At 41.9% G+C, this 21,557-nt stretch carries 11 protein-coding genes; 10 read left to right on the forward strand and 1 reads right to left on the reverse strand.

Annotation, left to right across the window (positions count from 1 at the left end; all coding sequences use genetic code 11):
- Positions 1-147: 147 nt before the first annotated feature.
- The 9 genes from QMK20_RS12985 (at position 148) to QMK20_RS13025 (ending at position 17,246) form a co-directional block, all read left to right on the forward strand.
- On the forward strand, positions 148-1,887 hold the full coding sequence (locus QMK20_RS12985) for a sensor histidine kinase (RefSeq protein WP_283656042.1): 1,740 nt from the start codon (positions 148-150) through the stop codon (positions 1,885-1,887).
- 19 nt (positions 1,888-1,906) lie between these two features.
- Complete coding sequence (locus QMK20_RS12990; protein ID WP_283656043.1) at positions 1,907-3,265, forward strand: response regulator; 1,359 nt, start codon at positions 1,907-1,909, stop codon at positions 3,263-3,265.
- An 11-nt stretch (positions 3,266-3,276) separates the two neighbouring features.
- Positions 3,277-3,504 carry a helix-turn-helix transcriptional regulator gene (locus QMK20_RS12995; RefSeq protein WP_283656044.1) on the forward strand — a complete coding sequence of 76 codons (228 nt, stop codon included), beginning with the start codon at positions 3,277-3,279 and terminating at the stop codon, positions 3,502-3,504.
- 445 nt (positions 3,505-3,949) lie between these two features.
- Positions 3,950-6,466 carry a glycoside hydrolase family 3 N-terminal domain-containing protein gene (locus QMK20_RS13000; RefSeq protein ID WP_283656045.1) on the forward strand — a complete coding sequence of 839 codons (2,517 nt, stop codon included), beginning with the start codon at positions 3,950-3,952 and terminating at the stop codon, positions 6,464-6,466.
- Between the two features lie 53 nt (positions 6,467-6,519).
- The gene (locus QMK20_RS13005) at positions 6,520-7,878 is read left to right on the forward strand and encodes an MFS transporter (protein WP_283656046.1); all 1,359 of its coding nucleotides are present in this window, start codon (positions 6,520-6,522) and stop codon (positions 7,876-7,878) included.
- 66 nt (positions 7,879-7,944) lie between these two features.
- Complete coding sequence (locus tag QMK20_RS13010; protein ID WP_283656047.1) at positions 7,945-10,425, forward strand: glycoside hydrolase family 3 N-terminal domain-containing protein; 2,481 nt, start codon at positions 7,945-7,947, stop codon at positions 10,423-10,425.
- A gap of 192 nt (positions 10,426-10,617) precedes the next feature.
- Positions 10,618-12,141, forward strand: a complete 1,524-nt coding sequence (locus QMK20_RS13015; protein WP_283656048.1) for an ABC transporter substrate-binding protein — start codon at positions 10,618-10,620, stop codon at positions 12,139-12,141.
- Positions 12,142-12,449: 308 nt separating this feature from the next.
- Positions 12,450-14,894: a glycoside hydrolase family 2 protein gene (locus QMK20_RS13020; RefSeq protein ID WP_283656049.1), complete on the forward strand. Its 2,445-nt coding sequence runs from the start codon at positions 12,450-12,452 to the stop codon at positions 14,892-14,894.
- 45 nt (positions 14,895-14,939) lie between these two features.
- The gene (locus tag QMK20_RS13025) at positions 14,940-17,246 is read left to right on the forward strand and encodes a glycoside hydrolase family 3 C-terminal domain-containing protein (protein WP_283656050.1); all 2,307 of its coding nucleotides are present in this window, start codon (positions 14,940-14,942) and stop codon (positions 17,244-17,246) included.
- A gap of 585 nt (positions 17,247-17,831) precedes the next feature.
- On the opposite strand, the gene QMK20_RS13030 is transcribed toward QMK20_RS13025, so the two are convergent.
- The gene (locus tag QMK20_RS13030; protein ID WP_283656051.1) at positions 17,832-19,136 is read right to left on the reverse strand and encodes a pectate lyase family protein; all 1,305 of its coding nucleotides are present in this window, start codon (positions 19,134-19,136) and stop codon (positions 17,832-17,834) included.
- A gap of 555 nt (positions 19,137-19,691) precedes the next feature.
- Between QMK20_RS13030 and QMK20_RS13035 the strand changes: the two genes are divergently transcribed.
- Positions 19,692-21,557 carry a BglG family transcription antiterminator gene (locus QMK20_RS13035; RefSeq protein ID WP_404520121.1) on the forward strand — a complete coding sequence of 622 codons (1,866 nt, stop codon included), beginning with the start codon at positions 19,692-19,694 and terminating at the stop codon, positions 21,555-21,557.

The raw sequence follows: 21,557 nt of genomic DNA on the forward strand, positions 1-21,557 counted from the left end.
CCACGAAAATGTTTGGGATGGAAGACTGCTCACGAATCTTTTTCAGAAGAACTGTCGCACTTGGCTTGACATTCCGTCATATAAAAAAAATAATAACTATAATAAATAGAATTGACTGGCGTTTTTCACATTACAGGAGGACTTCATATGGGCGTACGATTCCCACATATTTCTTGGAACTCTATTCGTTTAAAGCTGGTTGTAGGATTATTTGTCGTTACAGTACCACTTCTAGCACTGCTTATATACAACCATCATTACAGTATAAATGTTGTGCATAACCAAGTGGCAATTTCCAATAAAAACTTGATTTCTTTGTATATGGGGGAGATTGACACTCGATTGGAAGTTGTGGAGAAAAATATACTCGGTCTGGCTACAACCAATTATGATATTCAGTCCATGGGTATGCCTAACTCTGAAGATGAGTATCAGCTTGCGAAATACAATGTTTCATTGTATTTATCAAACAATATTCTTTTTAATAAATCAATTGATGCTTTTTTTGTATTTAATCATGATCGCCAAGATTTGCTTGATGTCTTCCAGTCTTCTGTTGCCTACTCAGAAAGAATGCAGGTTGAAAAAAATCTCGTTCAGCATTTAAATCAGCTTGCAAATTCATCTGAGCAGGCATCTCATGATTGGTATGTTAAAAAAATTGGGAACACGAACTATATTCTTCGTACCATAAAATCAGGTAACCTCTATATAGGAACTTGGGTAAATGCGCAGACCCTCCTAGGTCCTATGAATTTGATTAATTTAGGAGCTGATGGTCATGCACTGCTCGTTGATTCTCAAGGGAACCCTTTGGTTAATGCCAATTTCCTTCAGAATAATCAGGTTGACCTTTCAAGAGGATTTCAACAATATTATTTAACCGGAAGCAAGAATAATTGGTTGGTTGTGGGTAAACCTTCTCAGGTGGGTAAATTTAGTCTGGTCGCCATTATTCCAAATGAGCAGATTCTGCAAAACTTGCCAAAGATAACTCAATTGATAGAATGGATATCATTTGCATCCATAGCTTTATTACCACTTAGTTTATTATTTCTGCATCGTGAATTATTAGTGCCACTTAAACGTTTGGTTTCAGTCATGAACAAAATTAATAAAGGGCATGTTAATGTTAGAATAGATGACTACAATGCTGCAGATGAGTTTGTCATGGTAAATCAAACCTTTGATAAAATGATATCGCAAATAGAGGAATTGAAAATCAATGTCTATGAAGAACAATTGAGCAAGCAGAAGGCGGAGCTGCAGCACCTTCAACTTCAGGTTAATCCTCATTTTTTTATGAATTCATTAAACATATTGTTTAACCTGGCACAAGTGAGGAATTATGAGCTTATTCAAGAAATGACTTTGTGTTTAGTTAATTATTTCCGTTTCATGTTTCGCAGCAACCTTTCCTTTGTTACTTTGCAGGAAGAATTACAGCATGTGATAAATTACATTCGGATTCAGGAAATGCGATTTCCTGATCAGTTGACATGTAGAATAGATTGTCCAGACTTTTTGAAAAGTTTACAGATCCCTCCGTTGTTGATTCAAACCTTTCTTGAAAATTCGATTAAACATAGTGTTACATTAGAGGAACCTTTGCATTTATCTGTAAGTCTGGACTTAAAGGAAACGGGTTTAAGTCCTTATGTCGAAATCATTATTCGCGATACAGGGAAAGGATTTTCAAATGATGTATTAGCTGAGATTCGCTCGGGAAATCGAGTGATAGACGAGAAAGGAGAACATATCGGGATCTGGAATGTTAAGAAGAGATTGTTACTTTTATACGGTGAGGAAGCTTCAATATCGTGTTATAACGGATACCCGAACGGAGCAGTAGTGGAAATCAAGCTTCCTTATGAGGAGGAAGGTTAGAAAGTGGGTCAAGTGACTTATGTATCAAATATTAATTGTGGATGATGAAATCCATGCAGTAGAAGGAATTCGTTCAGGCATTGATTGGGATAAATTAGGAATTACAGCTGTCTTCACTGCTTATACCGTCAAACAAGCAAAGGAACTGTTTGAGAGAGAGCACATTGATATTATGCTCTGTGATATTGAAATGCCACAGGCATCAGGACTTGAGTTGACAGAGTGGGTAAGAGAACGATATCCGAAAACAGAAACGATTTTCCTGACTTGTCATGCCGATTTTAAATACGCTAAGCAAGCCCTTCAGTTAGGAAGTCTAGATTATATTCTAAAGCCAGTGCCTTTTGAGGAGCTTGAAAAAGTGATAGAAAAAGCGAAAAGTAAGATCAATAAGGAGTCAGAAATTGCTCAATACAGCCAGTTCGGACGAGTTTGGTTTCAGCATCAACCGATGCTAATCGAACGTTTCTGGCAGGATATACTGAATCAAACAGTTCCATCAAATTCGAAATCCGTAAGAAGCGCTGCGACAGATCGAAATATTCCTTATATTGAAGAGAAGCTTCTTATACCGATTCTTATAAGCATTCAAAGATGGCACAAGCCTTTAAGTCAGCGAGAGGAAAAAATACTGGAGTATGGACTCAGAAATTCTGCGGAAGAAATCCTGCTTGGACCTAGCCATGATGGTTTGATCATTGAGTTGAATAACAGAAGGATGCTTGCCATATTATCAGCGGAAGCCAAGCCAAATCATTTATTGGATGTGGAAGAAGCAGGCCAGCATTATATTGAGGAATGCAGGCAATATTTTTATTGTGATATTTCCTGTTATGTTGGAGATAAAGTTTATGGTCATGAGATGTTAGAAATGGTAAATAAACTCAATGAAATGGAAAAAAACAATGTTGCATACAACAATAAAGTTTTCTTGCTCTCAAGCCCTCAAGCCCATCCCTCCATTTATAAGTCTGCCAATATAGATCTGTGGTCGGTTATGTTAATGGAGGGCGCGTTTGATGAAGTGCTGATTGAAGCATTGCAGTATATAAACGGATTCGAGAAGGAAAGTTTAAATGCTGATCTTTTGAATCGATTATATTTGGATTTTCAACAGATGTTGCATTTTGTCCTTCATTCAAAAGGAATCCAAGCGCATCAACTTTTTGTAGATTCCCACTCTCAGGAGTTAGCTACAAATGCATCCCGCTCCGTGACCAATTTGCTTGAATGGTTGAAACATATAGTAAATATGGCAAAGGAATATGTACGTTCTCTTGAGCAGAGCCAGAGCGTGGTGCAAAAAGTAATTCAATTCATCAAGCTTCATATCTCAGAGGATCTCTCCGTGAAGAGATTGCCAATCATGTTTTTCTAAATCCTGATTATTTGACCCGAGTTTTTAAAAAGGAAACTGGAATGTCCGTATCGGAATATATGTTTCAAGAACGGATGAGTCTTGCTCAAAAGCTTCTCACAAAGACCGATATGCCTATAAGCGTCGTTGCATCCCATATCGGTTACTCTAATTTTTCCCATTTCTCGCGAATGTTCAAAAAACATACGAATTTAAATCCCAATGAATTTCGTCATTTGTATCATCAAACCTCGGAATAAGCCAAGCCATTAAATGAATAGCCAATAATGTGTGAAAATTAAAGAAAGCTTAAAACTTCATCTTTGTGCTGAGCAAAACAACTAGCTGAAATGAGCGAAAAAGTCTATAGCTGATGTATAAAACCGGTCAAGATAATTGGACCGGTTTTATAATTGGCAAAGGAGAAGATGTGGTCGGTAATGTGCAACTCCAAAGTCGGCGAAACAGTAGAGGCAACAACTCCATACTACTAAAATAAGATTATATTATGATTTACATGGCTAGAGGTGGAAGGGGAATATTTATAATTCTCTGGCAAACCTGAATTGTGTTTTAGTGAGATGTGGCGAGATGTTCCGTTTAATTTATGTATATTTTGATAACGCTTACACAAAGCTGTGTATTTCGTTAAGGTACAACACTCGGCTTGATTAAAAGCTAATTCGTAAAAAAAGGATGATTGACATGATTGGTACTTGGCATTTTTTACTCAAAACACCAGAAGCAAAATTGAAAATGCAGTTTATTATTGAGAAGCAGCCGACCTATAAATTATCTGTAGTAGTGGAGCCTGTTCCACTGCCGATTGAAATTAATACAATTACAGTCAAAGAAAACGTTCTAACAGCTAATGGTACTTCCCCTCTTGTACCTGATGAACCCATTGAATTTGAACTTACCTTCGAAGATCAGGAGTTCTACGGCAAAATCAAACTTCCCTATCAGGAGGCATTCTCCATAAAAGGAGCTAAAGGACCGGGTCCCTCCCTTGCGGACGATCTAATTGCCGAGTTGGCTACTTATCGTAAGCAGGGTGTGAAGCAACGGAATGATGCCGAGATACGTCAGGCTGTAGAGGAGCTTCTTGGCAAAATGTCTGTCACTGAAAAAATCGGTCAGATGAGCCAATGTATGGCCTCCAATATTTCCTTGGGGTCTGAGATTGAATCCGATCCACCGGAAAAATTGATTACAGATGGTCGAGTTGGCTCTGTGCTTGGAGCTCTGGGAAGCAGTCGTGCGTTTGATCTGCAAAAAATCGCCGTAGAGCAATCCCCGAATGGGATACCATTGTTTTTTAACTTTGATGTAATACACGGGTTTCAGACTATCTTTCCAGTGCCACTTGCCTGGTCTTGCAGTTGGAATATGGAAGCTATAAGAGGAGCCTGTGCCATCAGTGCCAAAGAAGCTAGTGCCAGTGGTATTAACTACAATCACGGTCCTATGGTGGACGTTACGAGAGACCCACGATGGGGTCGGGTCGTAGAAGGCGCAGGGGAGGACCCTTACCTGGGGAAATTGATTGCACAAGCACAAGTTGAAGGCTATCAAGGGAACGATTTATCTGATCCAGACACAATTATCGCTTGTTTAAAGCATTTCATCGCTTACGGAGCTGCTGAGGCAGGACGGGATTACAATACGGTAGACATTTCGGAAGGAACCTTGCGTAACGTCTATTTACCTCCGTTCCAAGCAGGGATAGAAGCCGGAGCCGGATCAGTGATGAATTCCTTTAATATTTATCAAGGCGTTCCCGTAGCTGGAAACCGCTACCTCCTTAATGATCTGCTTCGCAAAGAGCTTGGTTTTGAAGGCGTATTACTTTCCGACTATGGTGCCATTGACGAGATTGTCGCACATGGTAACGCTAAGGACAGTAAAGAAGCGGCGAAGAAAGCTCTTGATGCTTCATTGGATATTGAGATGGTAACTCGTTCTTATGACCAGTTGGCGGATTTAATTGAACAGAATGTCGTTTTAGAAGAACAATTGAATGAGGCGGTACGACGTATCCTGACCTTGAAGTATAAGATTGGAATTATGGATAACCCGTTTGGCTACATTCGTCCAGAGAAGGAACAGGAATATCACTTTAGTGCGAAGCATTTGGAAGAAAGTCGGCGTTTGGCAGAGCAATCCATCGTATTGTTAAAAAATAACGATGTTCTCCCGATTGCAAGCACAGATCAGAAGGTAGCCATAATTGGTCCTTTCGGTGATACTTCAGACCTGCTTGGACCGTGGCAGTATTCACGCTACACAGAAGAGACTGTTACACTTCGTCAAGGAATCGAACAACAAGGAATCTCCGGGTCTAATCTGCTGATTGAAGCAGGATGCTATGTAGAAGAAGCGATGGATGGAGGATTGGAGCGGGCCATTACAGCCGCAGAACAAGCAGACATCGTTATCCTTGCACTTGGCGAGAGTAGTGAAATGTCCGGTGAAGCCGCGTCTCGCATGGACATATCATTGCCGAAGGTGCAGCAAGAGCTGGCAGAGGCTATTGTGCGGATAGGTAAGCCCACCGTACTTGTGTTGACTAACGGGCGTCCCCTTGTGCTGGATTGGTTCGAGCGTCATATGGATGCCATTGTCGAAACTTGGTTCCTGGGTTCTCAAGCCGGGCATGCAATCGCCGATGTACTCTTTGGGAAATACAATCCATCCGGCAAATTGACGATGAGCTTTCCAACTCATTTAGGGCAAGTCCCGATGTACTACAACCATTTTAGTACAGGAAGACCTGTCACAGAAAAAAATAAAAGTGACAAGTTTTTTTCAAGATATATTGATGGTTCCAATGAACCTCTTTACCCTTTTGGCTATGGTCTAAGCTATACAACATTTGAGTATTCTGAGATTCGCTTATCCCAAAAGCAGATGACTACTTTGGAGACGATTGTCGCCAGTGTTAAGGTCACAAATACTGGAGCGGTATCAGGTGAGGAAATCGTCCAGATGTACATTCAGGATGTATACGGTAGCGTGGTTCGTCCTGTAAAAGAACTCAAGGGGTTTAAGAAGGTGACCTTAGCAGCAGGGGAAACACAAGAAATTCACTTCCATATTACTGAAGCAGATTTGGCGTATTGGAACGTGGACAAGGAGCTTGCAGCTGAACCAGGGGATTTCAAGGTTTATATCGGATCGAATTCCCGTGACGTGAAACAAGCCGATTTTGAACTCTCTTGATCTCAAGGCTTTTACAATAAACCAGGCATCTAAGCAGAAAGGCTGAATAACAAATGGAACGAGAGCTAACAACCAGACAGTTGATTGGAGATGCTTTAGGACAATTTTCATTAAATGCTGTGACGATGTTGATGTCATTATTGATGTTCTTTTACACGGAAGTTGTAGGTGTTTCGGCAGGTCTTATCGGGACAATACTGTTATTAACCAAGGTCATTGACTCCGCAGCCGATATCGGTATGGGTTACATCGTGGACAGAACTCGCTCCAAGCATGGTCAAGCACGTCCTTGGCTATTATGGATGACCATTCCGATGTTCGTATTGACTGTACTGGTGTTCATTGTACCTAATATAAGCGACGGCGGGAAAATAGCATACATCGTTATAACGAATCTATTATTCTATATTTGTGTGATTACTCCGACTTCAATCCCTTATGCAAGTTTAATGGCATTAACAACGAGAAGCAATGAGGATCGCTCTATAATGGGCTTATTTCGGGCCGTCGCCTCATTTGTTTCGGGTGGTGTTGTCACAATTGCCTTTATTCCTGTAGTTAATATGTTAGGTGGAGGGCAAAAAGAATGGATCTTTTTAGCTTCGGTAATAGCATTAATTTCATCTGTCGGAATTTTTATTGCCTATAAATCTACGAGGGAAAAATATAACACGGAACAATTAAAGGAAGAAGGGGAGATCAAGAAGACCCTTTCTCTACTGACAGGTGCAAAATTACTTTTTTCAAACAAATATTGGCTGGTCACTTTTTTGGTAGGATTCTTCACTAATATCTCATTTGGCATGGCTAGCTCATCTGGTATGTACTATGCCAAATACATCTGGGGTAATGTGAATTTAGTGGGAATCCTGGGTGCAATAACGCTTCTCCTAAATCTTTTTGTGTTTGCCATTTCCGTCCCTATTATTAAACGTTGGGGTCAACGGAATACAGCTGTCGTCGGATTAATTGTAGGTATTGTAGGTAGCGTAGTTCGTATCATTGATCCACACAGCATTACGATTGGTGTCATTGGATCTGCGTTGCAATCGTTCGCCATGATTCCCTTGATGGTCGTCATGATGCCGCTTATAACCAGTACGATTGAATATGGAGAATGGAAGCATGGTCAACGGATCGTTGGATTAACCAATAGTATTAATTCTCTGGGCAATAAGGTAGGTACGGCCCTTGGAACTGCGCTTATCGGCTGGCTTCTAGCCTGGGGACATTTTCAAGAAGGAGCAGCTGTGCAAACGGAGTCAGCAAATTCTATAATTATAGTTATGGGTATCTATGTTCCGCTTGTATTGTATATAATTATGGCCGTTTTGCTTTGCTTTTATTCCTTGGAGAAGCAATATACGCGAATATTAGATGATTTATCCAAAAGACGGAGTCCAATAGAGTAATTATGGTGTTGCTGAATTAACGAATGTACATCAATCGAATGTTAGAATATAGTAGGAGGCTTTTAAATGATCTATAAAGATGCAAGTAAGTCGATTCATGACAGGGTCACCAACTTACTTGAAAGGATGACATTAGAGGAAAAAGTAGCCCAGTTATTTTGTGCAACTGTAGAAGATGGAGAGGACAGTCTGGCTAAGCTGAAAGAAAGTATGAAGGACGGAATCGGCACTCTAAGCTGTCTTAACGTCTCCTTAACTGGCGATAATAAGAAAGATATTAATAAACTAAGAAGCATACAAAAATATCTTATGGAAGAAACAAGATTAGGCATTCCAGTGCTCATTCATAATGAGGGGATAGCAGGAGCCCAGATACCGGGAGCGACGACTTTTCCGCAATCTCTTAATCTGGCTTCAACTTGGGAGCCTGAATTGGCTCGGAAAATGGGTGAGGTCGTAAAAAGGCAGCTGCTGTCCTATGGTTTTAGGGCCGTACACTCTCCTCTTTTTGACTTGGGTAGAGATCCAAGGTGGGGAAGAATCGGCGAAACCTATGGAGAAGATCCTTATCTAGTTGCTCAAATGGGGGTGGGCTTTGTTAGCGGCATCCAAGGAGACAATGAAGTGATGTCTGCAGCCAAACACTTTGTCGGTTATGGAAATGCCGAAGGTGGCAGGAACGGTGGAGAACAGCAAATCGCAGAAAGAAGACTGCTGGACACGTATTGTTTCCCGTTTGAAGCGGCAATACATGAATCCAATCTGATGGGTGTCATGAATAGTTATGGCATCTTGAATGACCAAGCAGTGTCTACGTCAAAATGGTTGCTGACAGACGTCCTCAGAGATAAATTAGGATTTAATGGACTAGTTGTTGCGGATTATGGCAGTATCAGTCATGCTAATTCACGGTATCGGGTGGCACAAAGCCCGAAAGATACAGCTATTCTGGCGCTTCAGGCTGGAATGGACGTGGAACAGCCTAATAACTATTGTTATAAGCACTTAGTTGAAGCGGTGAACTCAGGAGAAATTGAAGAGTCTTATGTTGATCGTTCCGTAAGAAGGGTTCTTGAAACCAAATTTAAGCTAGGCCTTTTCGAAAATCCTTATGCAGTTGGAGACTTCTTTGAAGAGATTAACAAGGTAGAGAATGAGGCTTTATCTCAAGAAATAGCGAAGAAATCCATTGTAATGGTCAAAAATGAAGATCATATTTTGCCATTAAAAAAGGAATTGAAAATCGCAGTTATTGGCCCGTCTTCAGACAACAAAACAAACTTTTTCGGAGGATATTCGTCGGTGGGTTCTGCAAGTACCCAAAGTAGTGATTTCGATAAATCCGAAGAAGATCACTATTTAAAAATAGCTTATGCTGGCGCCATTACTGAACATAAAGATGCGTTCAAACCGTTGGGAATCGAATTTGAAGATCAACCCACACCGGAACAAAAAGAAATTATCATGAATTTAATAAAGCAAGGTCGAAGAGAGCATACTCCATCCAATAAAGTGTATGAAACGACGGAAGAATTCACGCAAATATTCTATCCGAATTGTAAATCCGTTAAAGACTTTTTGGAAGAAGAGTTTGGAAAAGATAATGTACTACATGCACAAGGGTGTAATATTCTCCAACCTATTGATGGTGGGATAAATAAAGTTAAAGAAGCTGTCCTACAGGCGGATATTGTGATTGCTGTATTAGGTGGAAAAGAAAGTATGATTGATCCTGAGGCGACCTGTGGAGAAAATAAAGATAATAGCAATATTCATCTTGAGAAACCACAGTTGGAAATGATGAAAGAAGTATTCAAGCTAAATAAACCGGTTATATCCATTATTATTGATGGCAGACCATTAGCAACCCCTTCTATAAGCGAACAAAGTAAAGCAGTATTGTATTCATGGCTTCCTTCACAGTCCGGGGCAGAAGCAATCATCAACATTCTGACAGGAAAAAGCAATCCTAGCGGAAAGTTGCCCGTAACTATTGTAAAAGAAACAAGTCAAATTCCGATGTATAACAGCAGATTGCCGTTCTATGTCGAAATAGATGACTGGGCTGAATTTATTGATCACAGCAAAAACACACCGCTATACCCATTTGGTCATGGATTAAGCTACACACAGTTTGAATATAGTGATTTGAGTCTGGACAGTACGGTTCAGTCCGATGGAGAATTGAGCCTGAGATTTAAGGTGAAAAATGTAGGAACATTTAGTGGTGATGAAGTTGTACAGGTGTATATGAGGGATTCTGTCAGCAGTGTTGTAAGGCCTGTTAAGCAACTTGTCGGGTTTACTCGTGTTAGCCTGGATGTTCAAGAAACAAAAGAAGTTACTTTTAAGGTAAATATGAAACAACTGGCCTTCCATGATTTAAACATGGATCAGATCGTGGAACCCGGGAAGATAGAAGTGTTTATTGGAGCTTCATCTCAGGATATTCGATTAAAAGGTGACTTTTGTATTGTTGGTGAGAAAATGATTATAAAAAGAAAGGTGTTTTCATCAAAGGTAACAGTAAACAAAACAGTGGAGTGATAAAAACTTTTAGTTAGTTATGATGTGTAAGTGATGCTAGACTAAAAAGTGGACACCTAGAAAGAATACGAGAACAAAATCGGATTCATTCTAGGTGTCCACATGAGTAAAAATATGACAAAAAATTAAGAATAAAACCAATGTAAACTGTACATACCTACATTGAATACCGCATGTTAAGATGGCGCTTTCATGAAGTGGAAAAAAACATTGTGGGGGATAACAATGAAAAAAAGAATGAGCTTAGTAAGTGCTCTTCTTGTCTTAATGCTGATATTATCCGCTTGTAGCGGTAATGATGTTGAAAAGGCAAAATCAGCCGATACTAAGGCAGATGGAACAGTGGAGTTAACTGTCGCATTTCCAATTTTCGGTGCTGCACCGAAGGATATCTCTCTCGTTCAAGATGCCATCAACAAAATCGCCCAGAAGAAAATTAATGTTACGGTTAAACTATTGCCGATCGGCTTTGGGGATTGGCAGCAGCAAACGAATTTGATGTTTTCCAGTAATGAAAAGCTTGATTTAATTCCCACAATTTACAACTACAGTTCATTAGTATCAAAAGGTCAACTTATTCCTCTAGATGAACTTCTGACAAAACAGGGAAAAGGAATTACCCAAGTGTTGGATCCAATCTATTTGGATGCTACAAAAGTTAAGGGCTCTATTTATGGCGTTCCTACCTTACGTGACATGGTCACCACTTATGGTATTGCGATGCGAAAGGACTTAGTTGATAAGTATAAAATTGATGGTGCAGGAATTCGGACTATACAGGATATAGAGAGTGTATTAAAAACGGTTAAAGCTGGTGAACCGGATATTGCTCCATTGGTTCCGGGAGCTATAGGTGCTTCTATACTCGCAACCTATCAGACGTATGACTCTCTTGCTGACCAAATTGGTGTTTTGCCTGGTTATGATAATAATTTGAAGCTGGTTAATCTTTACGAAACAGAAGAATATGCCAGTCAGCTTCAAATGGTTAGAAAATGGTATGAAGAAGGATTAATCCTTAAGGATGCCGCAACTAATAGAACGCCCAAATATGATTTAATCAGATCAAAACAGGCTTTTGCATACTTGCTCCGTGTCCAACCTCAAACATATGAAGGTGAAACGCAAACCAGCAGCGTTCCTATGGAAGTCGTAGCATTCTCACATCCAGTATCCACAACATCAACGATAACCAATGTAATGTGGGGAATCCCGGTTAACTCGAAAACTCCTGAGAAAGCAATGGAATTCCTTAATCTAATGTACACAGATAAAGAGATTGCAAACTTGTTGATTTGGGGAATTGAGGGAAGACATTATGTAGTCAAATCCGAAAAGGTCATTGATTTTCCCAAAGGTGTAAACAGTCAAAATTCAGGTTATTATTTAAATACAGGATGGTTGTTCGGTAACCAATTTTTATCTTATGTTTTTAATGGGCAAGACCCTGACTCATGGGAAAAAATCAAAGAATTTAACAAGTCGGCATATAAATCCAAAGCGCTTGGTTTCTCCTTCGACTCTACTCCTGTTAAGACCGAGTTTGCATCTGTGGGGAATGTTATCTCCCAATATGCTGTTCCACTTGAAACAGGGAGCGTTGAACCTGATAGAGTTCTGCCGGAGTTTATTGCAAAGTTGAAATCGGCGGGAATGGACAAAGTCATCGCAGAGAAGCAAAGACAACTCAACGAATGGGCAAAGGCACGTAAATAACATTTATATTGTATCTTATTCGGGCATGCAATTGCGTGCCCGTTTTTTTAATAGGATGGTCGGCAAAGTGCTAATCGGAAGTCGGTGAAATGGTAGAGGATATAGTGGCAGATCCAATAAAATGGGCTTAGAATTGATAGTTTTACCGATGATACAACGAACCAAAGTATTCATATGAACCTTAGGCTTATTCAGTACGACGAACGTCAATACGTGCACGTTCCAGGTACTTATGCGGTTCGGTGATACTATTATTTCATAAAGGACATACAATTAAAAATTTTTAAGAAAAGATGGTGACACACTTTATGATTAGAACATCATTTAATGCCGACTGGACGGTTGGACCGAGAACGACTTATTTTTCCGAGCTTGCCAAAGACCAATCATCCACAAAATTGGTTACGCTTCCACATGATGCCATGTGGGGAAATGAAAGATTGAAAGACGGTAGTAGCAATATTGCTTGTTATCCTGACGGGGAATACGAATACAAGAAACGTTTTTTCGTTCCCTCCGAGTATCGTAGCAAACGGGTTGCGATTGAATTTGAAGGCGTATACAACCAAGCGATGGTGTACATTAACGGGGACTTTGCTTGCCAGCAACCGTTTGGTTATAGCCATTTTTATGTAAAGGCCGACCGTTTCCTCAAGTACGGGACAGAGAATGAAATCAAGGTTATTGCCACGACACATAAAGATTCCCGCTGGTACTCGGGTGCCGGCATCTATCGCAATACCAAGCTGATTGTTGGTAATCTGGTTCACATTGCCTTTGACGGTGTGAAAATTGATACACCTGATATCCATGATGATCGTGCTGTAGTAAGCGTAGCAACCGTAATTGAAAATGAAGGTTTACACACCGTAACTACGCATATATTAAGCGAAATTGTCGATGCGAATGGCACTGTAGTTGCGTCCGATCGGTCGCCAATTACGACTTTTGCAGGAGAATCGGCCACACTCCATCAGCGTATGCTTGTGAGGGATGCAAAGCTCTGGAGCGTGGATCAACCGAATTTGTATATGTGCAGAACAACAGTAACAGCCGGAGATGAGTTGTTGGATGAAGAGACGACGTCCTTCGGGATTCGTTCGCTTACACTGGATTCTGAGCGAGGGCTATGCATCAACGGAGATACCATCAAGCTGCGCGGAGCTTGCATCCATCATGATAACGGTGTAATCGGTGCAGTGACGATCGACAGGGCGGAAGAGAGACGGGTCGAAATTCTGAAAAAAGCAGGCTTTAATGCACTGCGCAGTTCGCATCATCCCATGAGTAAATCCCTTCTTTATGCATGTGACCGTCTTGGTATGCTGGTTATGGACGAGAGCTTCGATATGTGGACCAGTTCCAAATCCGAGAACGATTACGCATTGCATTTCCCTGTTTGGTGGGAAAAAGACATCGAAGCCATGGTTAATAAGGACTATAATCACCCAAGCGTCATCATGTATTCGATTGGTAACGAAATTCCGGAGATCGGTAGCCCGATCGGTTCGATATGGGGCCGTAAGCTGTCGGAGAAAATTCGATCCTTGGACTCTACGCGATTTGTAACGAATTCTGTGAATTTTATGCTTGCTGTAATGAGCGATTTGGCTCAGCAGAAGGAATTAATGGAACCCGAAGCCGACGAAGCTGGTGGCATTAACACGATGATGAATGATTTAGGTGATCTTATGGCGAATATCGTAGCCAGTGAATTATGTACAACGAAAACAGCCGAGGCTTTCGCCAGCGTGGATATTGCAGGCTACAATTATGGAGATGCAAGATATCTAATGGATAAGGATTTATTCCCTAATCGTATTATCGTTGGAAGTGAAACTTTTTCAAACAGGATTGATAAGAGCTGGAATCTTATAAAGAAGAATAACCATCTGATCGGCGACTTTGCCTGGGCGGGATGGGATTACTTGGGTGAAGCCGGCGTCGGAAGAGTTCAGTATGATATGGAAGAAGTTACACACTATATTCAAAGCACGTATCCTTGGATTACAGCTTGGGTCGGTGACATTGATATTATCGGTAATCGGAGATCGGTATCGTATTACCGCGAAATCGTGTTTGGTCTTCGTAAGGCCCCATACATCGCAGTTCAGAGACCTCAGCATTATTTCAAAAAGGCTACTCTGTCGAGTTGGGGCTGGAGTGATTCCATTTCTAGCTGGTCGTGGAACGGATACGAGGGTAAACCGATCAAAGTGGAAGTGTATGCCGATGCCGAAGAAGTCGAACTGCTGGTCAATGGCAAATCGGTAGGGAAAGCTGTTACAGGTGAAGCGAACCGCTTCAAAGCAGAATTTGATACCGTCTATGAGCCGGGAGACGTTACAGCGGTAGCCTACATTGGTGGACAAGAAATTGGGCGGATGACGCTTCATTCGGCAAGTGGTGGCGTCATGTTGGAAGCAGACGCTGACCGAACGGAAATTACAGCTTCCGACAGCGATCTGGCTTTCGTGATGATCAGCCTTGTAGACGACTATGGGAACCTGTATAACACCGCCGATCGCAAGGTTAAGGTCAAGGTTAACGGACCAGGCTTGCTTCAGGGATTGGGCAGCGCAAACCCAGCTTCTGAGGAAGATTTTTTCGATGATGAGCATACAACTTTTGACGGCAAGGTATTAGCAGTTGTGCGTCCGACCGCAAAAGGTACAATCACCGTAACGATCACTGCTGAAGGCTGTACTCCGCATACTGTTCGCATCAACAGCGGAGCTGATGGATGTGAATAAGGGAGATAGGCTCGCAACGTATGATTTGTAAGAGGAGGATTTATCTTGGAAAAGAAAAAAATAAAAGAGATCGTATCCCGAATGACGCTTGAGGAAAAAGCGGCACTTACTTCGGGCTTGGACAATTGGTTCACGAAAGGAGTTGACCGTCTCGGCGTACCGAAACTTCAATTAGCCGACGGTCCTCATGGTTTAAGGATCGAGCCTATAAAGAGTGAGGATACGAATCTATTTAACTCTAAACCCGCAATTTGCTTTCCAACAGGTTCCCTTCTCGCTTCAAGTTTTGACACTACATTAGCTGAAGAGGTAGGGGAAGGACTTGCAGATGAGTGTCTGGCAGAAGACGTTGACATTATTCTCGGTCCTTCGCTTAATACCAAAAGGTCTCCGCTTTGCGGTAGGAATTTTGAATACATGTCAGAGGACCCGCTACTGGCCGGAGAGATGGGAGCAGCTTATATAAACGGCGTTCAAAGTAAGGGAGTAGGAACGAGCGTAAAACACTTTTTCGCTAATTCACAGGAACACAGACGTGTGACCTCGTCCTCGAACGTTGATGAACGCACTCTACGAGAGTTATACCTAACTAATTTTGAAATCGCCATTAAAAAGTCTCAGCCTTGGACCGTCATGACTTCATTCAACAAAATTAACGGTACTTTTGCTGCAGAGCATACCAAGTATATTGAGGATATGCTATATAAGGAATGGGAATTTAATGGTTTTGTTGTTTCGGATTGGGGGGCTGTTCACAACCGGATTGAAGCAGCCAAGGGAGGAACTGCACTTACGATGCCCGCAGACTCCAAAAATGATTATAAGCTAGTAGAAGCAGTCAAGTCTGGCGATCTCGATGAAAAGCAGCTTGATAATCTCTGTGAGCGTATTATTGAGGTCACGTACCGTGCTAAAGAGGGGAAAGTGAAGCAAGAACGCGACTTGGAAACAAGTCTTGCCCGAGCTCAAAAAGCAGCGGAGCAGTCTATTGTACTGTTGAAAAATGAAGGTGTACTACCTATTTCCAAAGAAAGCAAGGTTGCATTTATTGGGAAATTTTCTAAATTCCCTCGCTATCAAGGGGGAGGTTCTTCACATATCAATTCATACAAAATCATATCGGCACTTGATGCTGTTACAGAAATAACAGAGGTCACCTATGCCCAAGGTTATGAAGATAATCAGGAACGGACAAACGAAGTCCTTCAAGCGGAAGCTGTTGAAGCGGCGAAAAGTGCTGACATAGCAGTTGTGTTTGCAGGCCTCCCAGAATCCTTTGAATCAGAAGGCTATGATCGTAATCATATGAGAATGCCGACTTGTCAAAATGAGCTCATCGAAGCGGTTGCGGCGGTTAATCCCAATACCATTGTAGTTCTTCAAAACGGATCACCTGTAGAAATGCCATGGGCAGATCAAGTGAAGGGAATCGTGGAAACCTATCTTGGCGGCGATGCTGTAGGTGCCGCTACAGTTAATATCTTATATGGTAAAGTCAATCCTTCAGGTAGATTAGCAGAGACGTTTCCTAAGAAGCTGGAAGATAATCCGTCCTTTCTGTTCTATTTCGGTGAAAATGATAATGTAGAATATCGTGAAGGTGTGTTTGTTGGATACCGTTATTATGAGACCAAAAAGTGCGATGTGCTGTTCCCGTTCGGTTACGGATTGTCCTATACCACATTTGAGTACTCCAATCTTAAGCTGAGTCATACTACACTGGATTCCGAAACGGAGACACTTACTGTTAGTGTGGACGTGACCAACACAGGTAAAGTTGAAGGCAAGGAAGTTGTACAGCTATATGTTGCGCCTCACAAGGGGGTCATCATCCGCCCGGTGAAAGAGCTTAAGGGGTTTGCCAAAATAAGCTTAAACCCAGGGGAGACTAAAACCACTACCTTTGTTCTGGATAAACGTTCTTTTGCATATTGGAATATCCAATTAAACGGATGGCATGTCGAAAGTGGAAAGTATGATATCGTAATAGGCAAAAATGCGCGTGACGAAGTACTCAAACAAACTACAGTCGTAAATGGCGTGAAATTATTTTCTGGAAAGCTGACCGAACTATCTACGATTGGAGAATTAATAGCGACACCAAAGGGTGCTGCATACTGGGAGGAAATTCAACCACGTTTTATTGAGGGCGCGATTAAGTCAGGTTTTGCCAAAGATTCGGATGTGGAACAAGCAGACTCTAGTTTGTCAGGAGAAGAACCAGACAGCAATATTCAAGTACTGTTATCGCTGGCTCTAAACACTCTATGTCTCGTTATATCTGATTACACCGATGAAGATCTTCTTGCTGTATTAGAAGAAATAAATAAGGAGGATTGGAGGACCTACTAGGGGACATTTTCAACTTTGCGGACTGTCGGTAGCAGCAGGGCGATCACACGATTTAATAGGCTTTTGGAGTTGGGATGCTTGATGGAAAGTTTTAGAGACATTAGGAAATAATCTTCTAATATATCTAAAATAAGTGAATGAATAAAAGTATGTATCGAGGCTTGGAAGATCACGACGGCCAAGATGATATTTGTAAATACTGCTTAAAGGAAGGGTAGCACGGGAATAGTAGATAAAGTTGAAAAGGCGTGAAAGAACAAGACCAAAATCGTTTATGGGCAGAAAGAAGTAGTACAGGCCATAGTGCTTATAAACATAAAACTGTGGGAATAAAAACATACTATTTTTTTGATTCAGCCATAATATGATCAACTGAACTAAACGAAAATGAAATTTTCAGAGAAGCACACGGATGTAGGTATAGCATCCGTGTGCTTTTTTTATTTAAAAGTGTAGTCATGCAAGTCGTTATTGCCGAAAGAGTGGATTGTCAACACTAAACTAGAACTGGGTGATAAATCGATTGACATCAGAGTTATGTCTTAATTACTTTTACGAAATGTCTTAAAATAGCAGCATTAAGGACTACTCCAACTCAACTGAAAATTGATACAACCATTCATCAATGCTGTTGTCAGGTACATTTAAAGCACGGTAGGTAGCTGGAACATCCGGGTATCCCCCTACGTCTTCCTGACTATCAATTATCTTTCCTCGACCAGTCAGAAAATCGGAGATAATTCGTTGATCTGTAGCATCCCGGTCCTCCGGTCTTGCTCCTGCATGCTCAGTGACCTCCTTTACTACTGCCGAGGCTGCTAGTGCTTCAAGTCCTTCAACCCAAACAGGTGGATTGTCAAGTTCCTTAATTCCGCCAAAAGTCAGTGGGACTGACTTGCCATTACGGTCATAAGCAAGATTATCTTTGAGATAAGCCCAGCCGCTTTTACTGTTCGTTCCGACAATTCCTAGCCCTTTAATCGTATCTACTCCATGCCGCATGTAATTACCGACGATACTGACTCTAGGGCCTTCCGGTTTGATCCCCGTATCCGCCCATTCATTCTCCACAAATCCGAGCCGAATAGCCCATTTTCCCGGATTATAAATGGCATTGTTAACAATTACGCCCGTCGAGAATGCTTTGAACCACGGATTACGTTCCATGTTATGGGCATAAAGGTTTCCGATGACTGCCACGTCCTGCACGTAATCATGAACGAGCGTACCCATGGAATGAGGACCCTTCTCATGAACGGAATTATACAGGCCCTCGGCGATAATACTATTGCTGAGTGTTACACGGTGAGTAGTCGCCTTGGTTCCACTGGTACGAGGGCCTGAGAAGGACATGTTCTCATCCACTCCCCAAGAAAAGGAGCAATGGTCAATGACAATGTTATAAGCGGAGGCTCCGTAAGTGGATACATCTGGTTCAAATCCTGCACCTTTAGTGCTGTCACCGTTGCCCATCCGAAACCGGACATGCTGCATTAACACATCATGCGTTCTGATCTGCAAACCTCCCCGGATGAATGTAATGCCAGGGGAGGGGGCTGTCTGACCTGCGATGGTCACGTAGGGCTCTCTCAGCTCAAGACGCTCCTTTTCTAGATTTATGACACCACCGACTTCAAATACAATAATCCGCGGTCCCTTGGTTTCTAATGCCGCACGAAATGAGCCTGGGCCGTCATTGTTCAGATTGGTCACCTTGATTACCTTTCCGCCCCGGCCTGCTGGAGTGTCAGTCCCGTATCCCACGGCTCCCGGGAACACCGCTTGGGCTTCGGCTTGACCAACTGTTACAGCACCCATCATCCATACCCACAACAACAACATACATAAGCCCGCCTTCCATCCTTGTTGCAAACAGCTTCGTACATCCATCTAGGATATTCCTCCTTTTTTTCTCATACTAAAGATAATATATATATCCTAATATAACTTTTTTTGAGAGTAGTTCCAACTATTTTAGAGCAAAAAGATTGTGAATCAGCAACTATTGTCGATTTTGAGTTTTCTATAAAACAAAAAATACCCTATCAACTAAAAGTGGAAACAGCCGCCTTTGCTACATCTTCTGGGGATAGCGATTCCGTATCTGTTCGTTTGGTTTTACCTGGGTTAAATTTCTCACAGGTTAATTGTACTGCCGATTTAATTTCATCCGAGCTCACCTGTATTCCAGACGTTCCCGATGAAGTGATAATATCACAATTAAAATTATTTTAACTATATAGAAGGGGAGATCATCAGTGGGCACCTGTTTCTTTTTGCCGTTTCAAATAGCAAAATATAACCTGTTCTTTAGATAGCGCTTCCAAGTATCATGTATTCATAACCAGCTGAGTTGCTTGACCGATACTAGTATCAAAAATGAGGGATCGCATGCGAGAATACACAATTCTAAATATTTTATTCACCAAGAAGCTTCCTGTAAAAATGAGTGAATTAGTTGCTGAAGTTGAGTTGTCCGAAAGAACCGTAAGGGGAGTTGTTCGCTCTTTGGAGAAAGCGGGGGAGAAGCAAGGCTTCTGTATCCGGATGATCCGTAATCAAGGATATCTGCTTGAAACCGAAGATGAATCACGATTTTTGGCCTATATGGAACATTTATCTTTGAAACGGGATATTGTAGGTTCGGATAATATAGCTGCCAGACAGCAACATCTCATTTACTATTTGCTGCAAAGCGATACGTTCCGGCCTATAGATGAGCTAGCGGATGAACTAGGGATCAGCCGCTCGACTCTGATTTCTGATATGAAGGAAGTGGAGTTGCAATTTAAAGCGTTCCAGCTCAAATTACAGCGCCGCTCCCACTATGGGGTGAAGATTGAAGGTGACGAGAAAAATATCCGCCAGGCCTTCTCCCACTACATTTTACAGAACAGTCAGGTTGTTGAGCATAGCAAGGATTTCAATACCTTCCGGCGCGAGCTGGATGCCGGGAAGCTGAAGGCTTATCTGCTGCAGGTGCTCAAAGAGAAGGAGCTCAAGATCTCGGATGTCTTTTTAGACAACATTGTCACGCATTTATTCATCCTTCTGTACCGGATATCCAAAAGCAATTTCATTGTAAGTGGCCAAGCGATGTTAAAGACACCGGAGCCATTATACTATGACATTGCATGGAGGATTGCTGAATGGGTCGAAGAGCATTACCAAATCTCGCTGCCTCCCGATGAGGTTGATTACCTGGCGCTTCATATTTCAGGGAAAACAATTGTCGAGAATATCACTACAGAAATGAAATCACAATTGCGTGAAGGAATAAGCGCGATATTGCAGCGTCTGGATAAGGAATTCCTAACCAGCTTTAATCAGGATGAGGAATTGCGGGAATCGCTCCTGCTGCATATGTTTCCTCTGCTCAATCGTCTCTATTACAATCTTCAGCTCGATAATCCGTTAGTGGAGGATGTCTACAGCGAGTATGCCAACGTGTTCGTGATTTCTTTCCGCTTTGCCGAGATTATAGAAGAGCAGTATGGGTTTAAAATGTCCCGGGATGAAGCCGGTTATGTAGCGCTCCATTTTGCGACACATCTGGAACGGAAGAGGCAGCATAATCTGGAGCAATTCAAGCGGATTGCCGTCATTTGTTCCACCGGAGCGGGAAGCGCCCATCTGATTCGACTTAAATTGGAAGCCGTATTTCCTAAAGCCTCGGTTATTACCGCCTCCATCTCCGAGCTTGAAGAGATCAGCACAAGGCCGGTAGATTTAATCCTAACTACCGTACCGCTCGGGATCGAAATACAGGATAAGCCGGTTATACACATCAAGAAGCTGCTGGATGACCAGGAAGTGCAGCGGATCAGGGAGTCGATCTCCTTGCAAATGGATCACTTCCGGCCCTCTTATAAGCTTATGGATTTCAAGGAATTATTTCATGAGGAGCTCTTTCACCTGAGCGGACCTGAGGATTACACCGAACTGCTGAAAGAGCGCTGCCGCGAAGTTGTGCGCAAAGGGTATGCGCTGGAGGATTTTCCGGAACAGGTCCTGCTACGAGAAGCTAAATTTACGACCATCTATAAAAATGGCGTTGCCGGTCCGCATCCCATGAGAATGAGTGCTCTGAAAGACTGCATCAGCATTACATTATTAAAGAAACCAACTGTGTATACAGGAAAACCGGTGCAGCTCATTTTTATTATCAACTTGCGTGCAGGCCAGTTATTTCTTCATAAAGAAATAAGCAAGCTTCTGCTGACCCTGATGGAGAGAGACGACAGCCGCAGCAGACTGCTCGCGGTCAACAGCTACAACCAATTTATAAAAGAAATAGAGAATCTATTATAG

The sequence above is a fragment of the Paenibacillus sp. RC334 genome (genome assembly GCF_030034735.1).
Lineage (GTDB): Bacteria > Bacillota > Bacilli > Paenibacillales > Paenibacillaceae > Paenibacillus > Paenibacillus terrae_A.